This is a genomic window from Staphylococcus sp. EG-SA-14, from assembly GCF_017151935.1.
GTDB classification, from domain to species: Bacteria; Bacillota; Bacilli; order Staphylococcales; family Staphylococcaceae; genus Staphylococcus; species Staphylococcus aureus.
Window position 1 is genome coordinate 48,694 of sequence record NZ_JACVZM010000013.1, and the last position, 13,067, is coordinate 61,760.

The following is a 13,067-nucleotide window of genomic DNA, read 5'->3' on the forward strand; positions in this document are numbered from 1 at the left end:
ACAATCACGACGTCGATTGAGGAGTTGAAAATATGAATCATTTAAAGACGTATCAATCCGAAGATTATTACATTCATGACAAGCAATTTGTTATTGAAGGTCCTTTAACATACGAAGGTTTGAAAGCGCTTACTTTCGATGCGCATTTAACCGCATTTAGAGATGCTGAAGATCAGTATGAAGCTTTGTTAGAAATTACAACATTACCAGAAGGTAGAATTTATGTTGCTCGCCAAGATCAACTCATTGTGGGTTATGTCACTTTCCACTATCCTGATGAAATTGAGCGCTGGTCTACAGGTAACCTTCCATATTTAATCGAATTGGGGGCAATTGAAGTCAGCATCAGTTTTAGGCAATTACATCTTGCAGAAAAGCTAATACAACTTAGCCTTTCTACACCAGAATTCGAGGATTATATCGTTATAACTACTGAATATTACTGGCATTGGGATTTAAAAAATTCAAAGTTAGATGTATTTGACTATAAAAAATTAATGCAGCGGTTAATGGCAACTGGTGGACTTGAAATATTCGCTACAGATGATCCAGAAATAACAAGTCATCCAGCTAATTGTTTAATGGCAAGAATTGGCAAAAATATTACATTAGAACAGCAACAAGCGTTTGATGATATTCGTTATATAAATCGGTTTTTCTTTTAATTTTTGGAATATCGGAGGGATTATATGCAACAACATTCATCAAAAACTGCATATGTTTATTCAGATAAGTTATTACAATATCGATTTCATGACCAACATCCCTTCAATCAAATGCGTTTAAAATTAACAACAGAGCTACTTTTGAATGCAAATTTATTGTCTCCAGAACAAATAGTACAACCTAGAATTGCAACAGATGACGAATTAATGTTAATTCATAAATATGATTACGTCGAAGCAATTAAGCATGCTTCACATGGCATTATCAGTGAAGATGAGGCTAAGAAATATGGATTAAATGATGAAGAGAATGGTCAATTTAAGCATATGCACCGCCATAGTGCCACAATTGTTGGAGGCGCTTTAACTTTAGCAGATCTTATTATGTCAGGCAAAGTATTAAATGGTTGTCACTTAGGTGGTGGTTTGCATCACGCTCAACCTGGTCGAGCAAGTGGTTTTTGTATATACAATGATATTGCAATTACCGCACAATACTTAGCTAAAGAATACAATCAACGCGTTTTAATCATAGATACCGATGCACATCATGGAGATGGTACACAATGGAGTTTCTATGCCGATAACCATGTTACTACTTATTCTATCCATGAAACCGGAAAGTTTCTTTTCCCAGGCTCTGGTCACTATACTGAACGCGGTGAAGATATCGGCTATGGACACACTGTAAATGTCCCACTTGAACCGTATACAGAAGATGCATCATTTTTGGAGTGTTTTAAATTAACAGTTGAGCCTGTCGTAAAGAGTTTTAAACCTGATATTATTCTAAGCGTAAATGGTGTCGATATACATTATCGTGATCCACTAACTCATCTAAATTGTACGTTACATTCATTATATGAAATTCCATATTTTGTAAAATATTTAGCTGATTCTTATACGAATGGAAAGGTAATTATGTTTGGTGGCGGAGGCTACAATATTTGGAGAGTCGTACCACGTGCATGGAGTCATGTATTCTTAAGTTTAATTGATCAACCAATTCAAACTGGTTATTTACCGTTAGAATGGATTAATAAATGGAAACATTATTCATCTGAATTATTACCTAAAAGATGGGAAGATCGTTTAAATGATTATACCTATGTCCCCCGCACAAAAGAAATTAGTGAAAAAAATAAAAAATTAGCTTTACATATAGCGAGTTGGTACGAATCTACTCGTCAATAAGTAACCTAATCTGCAACAATTTTAAAAGATAAATAAAAGGCATTCTTCCAACACCCATATAATTCGGGTCGTTAGATGAATGCCTAATTTTGTGAATTTATTTTGTAGTTCCTCGGTATTCAATTCTGTGAGGTAAAACTACATTTGGTTCTTCTATCTTTTCATCGTTCATATATTTTGTTAATAAGCGCATCCCTACTGCACCGATATCATATAATGGTTGAATAACACTAGAAAGTTGTGGTCTAACCATCTCAACTAAACGTGTATTATTGAAACTAATAATTTGTAATTCCTCTGGAACTTTAATACCAGCATCCATTGCACTATGCATAATACCAATAGCTTCTTCGTCACTGATACATAATATAGCATCTGGAAGATTACCTTTCATTTTGGCAAAAGCTTTTACGCCTTCTTTATAACTTTCAGCACCAGAACAATTCAATGTATCACCTAATTGAAGACCATTTTTATTTAACACTTCAGTTAAACCTTCTAAAACATCTTCTTGAGCTTTTTTAGAATGTTCTCCACCTACTAAAGCAAATGATTTAGCGCCTTTTTCAATTAATTCTCCCGTAATTTCTTTCGCAGCTTCAGTAAAATCAATATTAACTGATGCTATATGTGCATCCTTACCATTTGTTCCTGATACTACTACAGGTACAGATGATTGATTTATCAATTCTTTCATTTCTTCAGTAATTGTACCACCAAGGAAAATAATACCATCAACTTGTTTACTTAATAAGTTATTAAAAATTTCTTTTTCCTTTTCAGGATCGTTATCTGAATTTGAAATAATTGAGTGATATTTATACATTGTTGCAATATCTTCAAGTCCACGAGCAAGTTGTGAATAATAGATATTAGATATATCTGGAATGATCACACCTACTGTTGTTGTCTTTTTACTAGCTAAACCTCTAGCAACAGCATTTGGACGATAATTCAAACGCTTAATGACTTCGTTAACTTTATTTTTAGTTTCTGCTTTAACATTTTGGTTCCCATTAACAACACGCGACACTGTGGCCATAGAGACACGCGCTTCTCTTGCTACATCATATATAGTAACTGTCATAATTTCCTCCTTGTAAACGTTTTATTCATTATAATAACATGTTTTCATTTCATTTTCATAGTTTACCATATTTTAATTTACAGTAACATATTTTTGTTTGGAAAAATTTAGCGAAAAGCTTGAAATAAAAACAACCGCTAAATGATAACGAACGATATATTTTAATTTTATATAAACTTTTTTCATTTTTAATTGTAATATTTTGAGAAAGCCTTTTCAAATATCAATTGCATTTGTTGAAAAATGTTCACATTTCAGTAACAAATGTGTGAATCTATTATATTTTACAGATAATTCATAGTTATAATTTTAATTACTGCTATCAGTCATAATCTTTAATAATTGTGAAATTGAACATGTGTCGAGGTATTATAACAATCGTTAAGTGCAGTATACCTTTATTTCTATACAAAAAATAATAGCCACTCTAAAAGTAATATACTCTTAGAATGGCTACTAGTTTAAAATTGTCGATTCAAAGATAATATTCTACTTCAACATGACATATTAGTTAAGTAGTCTATAGTTTCCTTGGAATATTATTTTAACTTTTTAGCGTTATATAAATCAGCTAAAGGCTTTAATTCATCATAAAATGCTTGGAATTCATCTAAATCCATTTGTTGACCCGCATCACTAAGTGCAACAGATGGATCTGGATGCACCTCAGCCATAACTCCATCAGCACCAACTGCTAATGCTGCTTTCGCAGTTGGTAACATGATATCTTTACGACCTGTACTATGCGTTACATCTACCATGACTGGTAAGTGTGTACCTTGTTTTAAAATTGGTACTGCTGAAATATCTAAAGTGTTACGTGTCGCCTTTTCATAAGTTCGGATTCCACGTTCACATAAAATAATGTTTTGATTACCTTGTGAAGCAATGTATTCAGCTGCATAAACAAACTCTTCGATTGTAGCAGATAAACCACGTTTTAATAGAATAGGCTTTTTCGTACGGCCAGCTTCTTTTAATAACTCGAAGTTTTGCATATTACGTGCACCAATTTGGAATACGTCTAAATACTCATCAGCCACTTCAAAATCATTTGGATTTACGATTTCGCTGACAACATTTAAATCATATTTATCTTTAATCTGTTTAAGTATTTTAAGTCCTTCAACACCTAGGCCTTGGAAATCATATGGTGATGTACGTGGTTTAAATGCACCGCCACGAATAAATTTTTCACCTTTAGCATATAAGTTTTTAGCAACAGCTTCAACTTGTTCAAATGATTCAACTGAACATGGCCCAAATACAAATGATTTATTGCCGTCTCCAATAATGCCCCCATTATCAAATGTTACAATCGTATCTTCAGGTTTCAACTTACGTGATACATATAAATGTTTTTCATTTTCAGATTTTTGTAAATCTGTAGAGGCTTTGAAAATTTCTTTAAATAATTGCTTAATAGTATTATCGTTGAATGGTCCTTTGTTACTATCGATTAAGTCGTTAAGCATTTCTTTTTCACGTTGTGGATCATAGATACGTGTACCTTGTTTTAATTTTTCTTCCCCAATTTTTTGTGCTAGTTCACCACGTTTAGATAATAAGTCTAAAATTTGATGATTCAGTGATACAATCTCACTTCTGTATGATTCTAATTTATTACTCATCCTTACTCACCTCTACTAATTATTTCAAGTATATTCCACTTTAAAGCAATAAAATATAATGTTAAAAAATATTCTAACAATATCATATGTATAGTTCAACCCTAAATTGACAGAAAATAACCAATTTTCTAATTATATGATTCGAGACTGACATTTCGATTTTCTCAGTCATTATTGGAAAGTTATATTCTATATTGATATTTATTAGCAAATGTTAATCAATTAAATAAGTGTCATTATTATAGCTTATTTTGAGTCAACATTACTGCTTTTAAGAAAAATTTTCGTTTCTATCTTCTATTATAAATCTAAAATTCTCATACATTCAACCTAACGCTTAATAAAAATTAACAACCTTTGTCTTTGTATATTAATATAAATCTATAGTGAACATCACTCACCAACACATTCAGCTATATTTAAATTAGTGAACGTCATTGTACCTTCTAAAATTCATTGTTTATTTGATTATCGAATATTTTTCCATCTTCAGCTTAAAATGTGCAATATCACTATTGTTATCTAACGATGTTTCAAACAACATAAATACATGAAATGATCGCATTGCCTTTCAAAATAAACTGATGATATCAAAAAAGGTAAGCACCTGAATGCCTACCTTTTATTTTGAAATTCAATTTTTAAAAATATATTACATAGCTTACTGCTATGATTGATTATTCAACGATTTTAGTAATCTTAGTCATTGAATGTACGTTTCTCTATTTTACTTTTAGCTTTCTCAACTTTAGCATTTGGCGTTTTTGATGCATTGGATGATTTAGCATTTGTTGTTTTTGAATTCTTATTACTAGTTTGATTATTCTTTTGAGTTGACTTACTTGAACTACTTTGTTTCTTTGCACCTTGTGATGATTTCTTATTATGTTGCTTTTTCTGACCTGAAGTTTTATTTGTAGATGCTTTTGATGCATTTCGTTTATTTGAAGGTGTTGTTTTTTTAGATTGTTTACCTGATTTCTTGTCAACAGCTGTATTATTAGTTGTTTTTTCATCAGCTTTACGTGTAATAACACCATTTTCAAATTTAGCTTCTTTTTGTTTAACAGTGTCTTTATTATCTATATTAACCGTCTCTGTCTCTGATACATCATTCTTTTTAGTAACTAATTGAGGAATTTCTTTCAAGTCATTTTTAGCAACTGGTTTTTCTGCAAATAACGCTTCAGTTAATTGACTCTCTTTTGAACCTGGTGTTAATTTAGCTTGCTTCTGTTTTGCAGCATTTGCTAATCTTTCAGCTTGTGACTCTGGTTTTGATACTTCTACCTTTGCTGCACTTGCATCTTTAGTTAATGTGTCACTGTCTTTCTCTGCTTGTGCTTCTTTTTTAGCTTCTTGAACCTCTTGTGCCTCTTGTGATGTATCACTTAAATTATTTGCACTTGCTTCTTCTTTTATCGCTGCTTGTTGTGCTTTCAATGCCACTGCTTTTGGTTCTTCATTTGATACAGCTGCACTTTTATCTGTTTCTGCTTGTGCTTCTTTTTTAGCTTCTTGAATCTCTTGTGCCTCTTGTGACGTGTCACTTAAATTATTTGCACTTGCTTCTTCTTTTATTGCTGCTTGTTGTACTTTTAATGCCGATGCTTTTGACTCTTCATTTGATACAGCCACACTTTTATCCGCTTCTGCTTGTGCTTCACTTTTAGCTTCTTGAATCTCTTGTGCTTCTTGTGATGTATCACTTAAATTATTTGCACTTGCTTCTTCTTTTATCGCTGCTTGTTGTGCCTTTAATGCCGCTTGCTCATTTTTAGATTTGTTTAAAAATCCTTCAACACGTTCTTTTGTATAGGCAACCGTTTCTTCAAGTTGCGTTTTTCTTTCTTCAAACTTTTGCGACAGTTCTTGTTCTTTGACTTTTAAATCATCTGCTTTTTGATAAACTTTATTTTTAAAATACAAACCTAAAGCTGAACCAACAAGCGCGCCAGTTATAAAACTAACAACAAAATCTTTACGGTTTGGTAGTGGTTCATTTTGATAAGTGTGTTTATTTTTTAATGTTCTTTTATCATTTTGTTGCTGCGTCATTTGTATATCCTCCTATAACAAATGCACTTAAATAAGTAACAACCTCATTTAAGTGCATTTGTTTAATTATTAATTATTTATCTACTCGAGAAGTATAGCTATGATTTGCATCAGTTGCTACATTATTAGCTTTGTAATTTGCACTTCCACGACGGTAGTGTCTATTTTGCCATTTGTCTGCAATTTCCATTGCAACATTTGACCATTGAACAACTTGTGAGATTTTATCTTCATTTTGAGAAATATTATGTGTAATTGAATTTGTTACACGATCTACAGAGCTGTTTAACGTTTGTACTGAGTCACCGATACCTTTAACAGCATCTACAACTGAGTTTAAACGATCTACTTTACCTTGGATATCCTCAGTTAAACGGTTTACTTTATGAAGTAAATCTGTTGTTTCACGAGTAATACCTTGAACTTGACCTTCTACACCGTCAAGTGTTTTTGCAACATAATCTAAGTTTTTCTTAACAGAATTTAATACAGCTACGATACCGATACATAAAATTAAGAATGCAATCGCAGCGATAATTCCAGCAATTGGTAAAATCCAATCCATTAAAAACGCCTCCTAATTAACATGTAATAATGTCATTAATAATAAATACCCATACTACTCTATTATAAACATATTAAAACGCATTTTTCATGCCTAATTTATCTAAATATGCATTTTGTAATTTTTGAATATCACCTGCACCCATAAATAAAACAACGGCATTATCAAATTGTTCTAATACATTAATAGAATCTTCATTAATTAACGATGCACCTTCAATTTTATCAATTAAATCTTGTATCGTTAATGCGCCAGTATTTTCTCTAATTGATCCAAAAATTTCACATAAGAATACACGATCTGCTTTACTTAAACTTTCTGCAAATTCATTTAAAAATGCTTGTGTTCTAGAGAAAGTGTGTGGTTGAAATACTGCAACAACTTCTTTATGCGGATATTTCTTTCGTGCTGTTTCAATTGTAGCACTAATTTCTCTTGGATGGTGTGCATAATCATCTACAATAACTTGATTTGCAATTGTAGTTTCATTGAAACGACGTTTAACACCACCAAACGTTTCTAATGCTTCTTTAATATTTGTAACATCTAGCTTCTCTAAATAACTAATCGCAATTACAGCTAATGCATTTAAAACTGTATGGTCACCATATTGTGGAGACAGGAAGTGATCATAAAACTCACCATCCACATACACATCAAAAGCAGTACCTTTATCCGTAATTTGAATATTTTGAGCATAAATGTCATCCGAATCTTTAAATCCATAGTAATAAATTGGAACATCTGCTTCAATTTTACGTAGATGTTCATCATCCCCCCAAGCAATAATACCTTTTTTAACATTATGTGCCATTTCTTGGAATGCATCAAAAACATCATTAATATCTTTAAAATAATCAGGATGATCGAAATCAATATTTGTCATAATTGCGTAATCAGGTTTATAACTTAAAAAGTGACGTCTATATTCACATGCCTCAAAAGCGAAATAATCACTTTCAGGCAATCCCATACCTGTGCCATCACCAATTAAAAATGAAGTTTTTTTATCACCATTCATAACATGTGATAATAAACCTGTTGTAGAAGTTTTACCATGTGCACCAGTTACAGCTACTGAAGTATATTGATCAATAATCTGTCCTAAAAAATCATTATAACTTACAACATCTAATTTCAATTGATGTGCACGTACTATTTCTTCATGGCTACTCGCGAATGCATTACCTTGTATAACTACCATATCTTCTTTTATGTTATTAGCATCAAATGGTAATATTTTTATCCCCTTATTTCTAAGAGCAACTTCTGTAAATACGTAGTTCTCAATATCCGATCCTTGAACTTCATGTCCTAAATCATGCATGATTTGTGCTAATGAACTCATGCCAGAACCTTTAATTCCGACAAAATGATAGTGTGTCATTATATAAAACTCCTTACTCATAATTATTCTTTATTTAAATCTGCTTCCGTAACATAAACATCCCTTGGTTTTGAACCATTAGCACTCGAAACATAACCGAGTTGCTCTAATTGATCGATAATTCTTGCTGCTCTATTATAGCCAATTTGGAAATGTCTTTGGATTAATGATGTTGAAATATGTCCTTCATTAACCATAAATGCACAAACATCATCAAATAATTCATCTTGTGATTGTGTTTGTGTTTTTTTCAACAATTCTTTTTCTTCAAATAGATAGTCCGGTTCTCTTTGTTGTTTGATAAAATCAACAACATCATCAATTTCGTCATCAGAAACAAATGTACCTTGAACTCTAATCGGTTTATTCATACCGCTACCAAGATATAACATATCGCCATATCCTAACAAGCGTTCTGCTCCACCACTGTCTAATATCGTTCTCGAATCTACACTTGATGATACCATAAATGCAATTCTTGTTGGTATGTTGGCTTTAATTAAACCTGTAATTACATTGACAGATGGTCTTTGCGTAGCTACTAACATATGAATACCACATGCTCTTGCTTTTTGAGCAATTCTAGCAATAGACTGCTCAACTTCTTGCGGAGCCATCATCATTAAATCAGCCAACTCATCAATTACAATGACAATTTTTGGCATTCTTTCATCATATGGTGCTTTTTTGTTAAATGCTGTTATATTGCGTACATGGTAATGTGCAAATAACTTATAACGTCGTTCCATTTCTTCTACGGCCCATTTTAAACTCTGTGTAGCTGCTTTGACATCTGTAATTACCGGTGCAACTAAATGTGGCAAACCATTATAAGGAGCTAATTCAACCATTTTTGGATCGATAAGTAATAATCTTAATTCCTCAGGGTGATTTTTATATAGTAAAGACATCAAAATACTATTGATACAAACTGATTTCCCTGATCCAGTTGCACCTGCAATTAGTGCGTGTGGCGTTTTAGCAATATCCATAAGTAATGGTTCATTATTAATTCTATACCCCATCGCAACTGTTAATTTAGATTCAGCATTTTTAAAACTTGGAGATTCAATAATAGAACGTAAGTTGACCGTCGTTGGATTTTGGTTCGGAACTTCAATACCAACACGACTAGTTCCTGGAATAGGCGCTTCTATACGAATATCTTTCGCTGCCAATGCCATTTTAATGTCATCTTGTAATGCCGTAATTCTTGAAACTTTTACACCTTTTTCAACTGATAATTCAAATCTTGTAACACTTGGGCCTTCAGTTACATCTTGTACTTCTGCAGGTACATTAAAGTAAAATAATGCGTCATTAAGTTCTTTCTTTTTATCTGTAATCCAGTCCACGTCCGGCTCAATAACTTGTGGTTCTTCTAGTAATGAAACACTTGGCAATTTAATATTTGGGCCTTTACGAATCATCGGCTTAGTTGTTTGTACAGCTTGATTTGTTGCAACATCTGGTTGGTTCGTCCGAGGTCTATTTTCATTAGCTGTATCTTCATTTTGATTTGAAAATGATGACTGTAAATCTTTTTGTTGATCATCATTATCTTGTTGTCCACTAGTATTGTTTGGATGTGTTGTTTCTTCGCTTTCTTCAGTTATGTCGCTTACTTCTGAAACTGAAGACGAAGTTGATTGATCAACTTGCTCATTTTCCAATTGATTATCATCTTGACTTTCTTCAAATATTTCCGTTTGAGTTGAATCAACAGAAGGTTTCTGCTCTGAATATTGTTGTGCATTTTGATAATCATTTTCTGTTTCTGCATGACCAATAAGTTGATTGTTCTCAACATTGTTTGATGTCATATTATTTGTTTTATATGCATTTGTATTTGACTCTTGTGAATCAGTGCTTGATGATGGTGTGGCTTGACTCGCAGGCATTCTTTCACTCACAGCTTGCTTACTTTGTACAGGCTTTAATTCAGGCACATTGACTTTTGAATGCTTTTTACGATCCATCATACGCTTTTTATCAGATGGCGTCATGACAACATTAAATGGTCTTTTACTTAAAGTTGAAACCTTTTCAGTCTGTTTCTTTGGATTTACGTTTTCAATAGTTTTCTCTTCGACATTTTGTTCACTTTCAGCTGTTTCGTTTTGCACATTTTCTGTAATTTCTGCGTTATGCTTTTCTATTTCATTCATGCTTGAATCTTCCACAACATGACCATCATTCACAATATTCGTTTTCAATGAGTTGACACTTAAGTTTGTTTGGTCATCTTTTTTATGACGCGGTGCTAATTCAATTTCATTATCAACCGTTTTATCGATATTATTTACTTGAGATTCAGTTACTGCGTGCTCTTGCGTTTTAGGAGCGTCTACATGCATTTCAGACGCGTTTTTATTGGTATTATCTTCGATATTTGAAGTAGTATCCTCATCTACTTCTGTATCATTTAATTCATAAAATTCTGCATCATCGATTTGACTTCCTGAATATTCTTCTTTATTCGTTGCTCCATCTTCTTCTGAATCAGCAATTAATCTGGATTGATTTTTTAGTTCATCTTTATCATTTACTTCAACGTTATGTTGTAGTGCTGATTGATGTTGAGACGTTACATTCGAAACCGTAACTTCATCATCTGACAATTGTTTTGTTGTCGATACTTGATTCAAACTAACTTCCTCATAATTGTATGGACTTTCATCTACATGAGAGTCATTAGTGTCTTCATTTTGTATTGACGCTTGTTTATTTTCATCATTTGATACAGTTTCATTCTCTATGCCATTTGTATGAAGCTGACTAGCATCTGTACTATTATCTGTTAAGTCACTATCATCATTTAATGAACTATCACCAACATAGCGTTCCGCTTGTTTAGCATACATTTCATCAATTGCACGTTGTATTGCATCTTGCTCTTCGTTTTTATGTTCTTCACGCTTTTGTTGCAACGCTTTTTTAAATCGACGCTTTTGAAGCACTTTACGTTCTCGTTCACGTCTAATTTCTTCAACAATTTGTGAAGCATAAATATTTTCAATTTTGATAGTATTATCAACTTTTGAATAATTAGGCATTGATTTTGTTGTTGATGATACATTTTCATCAGATGATTTAGATGCAGTTCCTTGTTTGACAACACTATCATTTTGTTTTTCTTGTTCTAATTGTTTATTTTGAGACGTTTGCGTCTTAGCTACATATTTATCATATTTTTGTTTATCTGACTCAACTTTTTCTGAAGGTTTACTTACAGGGATACGACCATTTTCTAACTTTTTAGGTTTCATTGTGCCAAAAATAGCTGACGGTACCTCTGAAGTCTTGAAACTTTCTTTGTGATAATCTGGAGTTGAATCTTTAGCACGATGATTTGTATTATTAGAATACATATTATGTGTTTTTGACTTGTGCGTTTCCTTCTCAATACCATTAATTGCAGAAACATATGTACCTGGCTTATTCGTATGGTAATGTGAGTGATCTTTATATTTTATACTTTGCTGTGATATTTTAGAATTCCCACGTTGTTCACTATAATTTTGTTCTTCAGTTGTTTGATTTCTTCTACGGCGATGTCGTTTTTGTGAACGAGAATCGTGGCTTTGTTTGCGATAGTCTCGATGGTATTGTTCTTTTTCATCTGAAATAATATCTGCAGATTGTTCAACATTTTCATTTTCATAAGCTACGCTCATAGGAAAACGGAATTTTCCCCTCGGACGACTATAAATATCATTATTTTGAGGCAGTAATGAGTCATGATCGTTATCTATATTTTGTGATTCTTGACGTCTTTTTTTCTTTCTATGAATCAAGTCATCATTTGAATCATTATCTTCGCCGAATAATTTATCAAACCAGCTCATATTTTCACTACCTTCCTTAATTATTCAAAAAATGCTTGTCCAATTTCATAGCTGTCATTTAATACCATAATACCTTTTTCTTCAGGTGCATTAGGTAAATTCAATTCTTTCATTGAACAAATCATACCGCTTGAGGCAACACCACGTAATTCAGCATCTTTAATTACCATACCGCTAGGCATCACTGCACCTACTTTAGCAACAACAACTTTCTGTCCAGCTTCAACGTTAGGCGCGCCACATACAATTTGTAATGTGTCATTTCCAACGTTTACATTTAGTACACTTAATTTATCTGCATCAGGATGTTTGTCTTTAGTTTCAACGTAGCCAACTACAAATTTCGGTGATAGATCAGCATTTAATTTATAATCAAAACCAGCTTCTGAAATACGCTTTTGGAATACATTTACAAGTTCATCAGTTAATTTAATATGACCTTTTTCTTCAATTGTTATATCTTTTGAGATTTCAAAAATATTATAACCTACAACATTACCTTCATTAGTAATTTCAACAACATTACCTTTTTTATTGTAGTTTAATTCACCTTCAACTGGTTCAATTTGTAAAAATGCGACATCTCCTACATATTTAGGATTGTAAAATAAATTCATTATGACAAAACTCCT

At 32.4% G+C, this 13,067-nt stretch carries 11 protein-coding genes; 2 read left to right on the forward strand and 9 right to left on the reverse strand.

What is annotated here, in order from left to right; genetic code table 11:
• Positions 1 to 32 precede the first annotated feature (32 nt).
• Both IDG63_RS08875 and IDG63_RS08880 read left to right on the forward strand, forming a co-directional pair.
• A complete protein-coding gene (locus tag IDG63_RS08875) occupies positions 33 to 665 on the forward strand; it encodes a hypothetical protein (protein ID WP_001016012.1) in 633 nt (210 codons plus the stop codon).
• A 24-nt stretch (positions 666 to 689) separates the two neighbouring features.
• A complete protein-coding gene (locus IDG63_RS08880) occupies positions 690 to 1,859 on the forward strand; it encodes an acetoin utilization protein AcuC (RefSeq protein ID WP_001184007.1) in 1,170 nt (389 codons plus the stop codon).
• Positions 1,860 to 1,956: 97 nt separating this feature from the next.
• On the opposite strand, the gene ccpA is transcribed toward IDG63_RS08880, so the two are convergent.
• The 9 genes from ccpA to ytpR form a co-directional block, all read right to left on the reverse strand.
• Positions 1,957 to 2,946, reverse strand: a complete 990-nt coding sequence (ccpA, locus tag IDG63_RS08885; RefSeq protein WP_000219066.1) for a catabolite control protein A — start codon at positions 2,944 to 2,946, stop codon at positions 1,957 to 1,959.
• 72 nt (positions 2,947 to 3,018) lie between these two features.
• Positions 3,019 to 3,132 (reverse strand): hypothetical protein, encoded by a 114-nt coding sequence (locus tag IDG63_RS08890; RefSeq protein ID WP_001803513.1) that lies wholly within the window; start codon positions 3,130 to 3,132, stop codon positions 3,019 to 3,021.
• A 353-nt stretch (positions 3,133 to 3,485) separates the two neighbouring features.
• Positions 3,486 to 4,577: a bifunctional 3-deoxy-7-phosphoheptulonate synthase/chorismate mutase gene (locus IDG63_RS08895; protein WP_000066382.1), complete on the reverse strand. Its 1,092-nt coding sequence runs from the start codon at positions 4,575 to 4,577 to the stop codon at positions 3,486 to 3,488.
• A gap of 460 nt (positions 4,578 to 5,037) precedes the next feature.
• Positions 5,038 to 5,142 carry a hypothetical protein gene (locus IDG63_RS08900; protein WP_001791758.1) on the reverse strand — a complete coding sequence of 35 codons (105 nt, stop codon included), beginning with the start codon at positions 5,140 to 5,142 and terminating at the stop codon, positions 5,038 to 5,040.
• Positions 5,143 to 5,276: 134 nt separating this feature from the next.
• Positions 5,277 to 6,635: a coiled-coil domain-containing protein gene (locus IDG63_RS08905; protein WP_000193923.1), complete on the reverse strand. Its 1,359-nt coding sequence runs from the start codon at positions 6,633 to 6,635 to the stop codon at positions 5,277 to 5,279.
• 73 nt (positions 6,636 to 6,708) lie between these two features.
• Positions 6,709 to 7,200: a DUF948 domain-containing protein gene (locus IDG63_RS08910; protein WP_000383814.1), complete on the reverse strand. Its 492-nt coding sequence runs from the start codon at positions 7,198 to 7,200 to the stop codon at positions 6,709 to 6,711.
• Positions 7,201 to 7,273: 73 nt separating this feature from the next.
• A complete protein-coding gene (gene murC / locus IDG63_RS08915; protein WP_000150169.1) occupies positions 7,274 to 8,587 on the reverse strand; it encodes a UDP-N-acetylmuramate--L-alanine ligase in 1,314 nt (437 codons plus the stop codon).
• 23 nt (positions 8,588 to 8,610) lie between these two features.
• The gene (locus tag IDG63_RS08920) at positions 8,611 to 12,435 is read right to left on the reverse strand and encodes a DNA translocase FtsK (protein WP_000118282.1); all 3,825 of its coding nucleotides are present in this window, start codon (positions 12,433 to 12,435) and stop codon (positions 8,611 to 8,613) included.
• 20 nt (positions 12,436 to 12,455) lie between these two features.
• The gene (ytpR, locus tag IDG63_RS08925; protein ID WP_001048368.1) at positions 12,456 to 13,052 is read right to left on the reverse strand and encodes a YtpR family tRNA-binding protein; all 597 of its coding nucleotides are present in this window, start codon (positions 13,050 to 13,052) and stop codon (positions 12,456 to 12,458) included.
• Positions 13,053 to 13,067 lie beyond the last annotated feature (15 nt).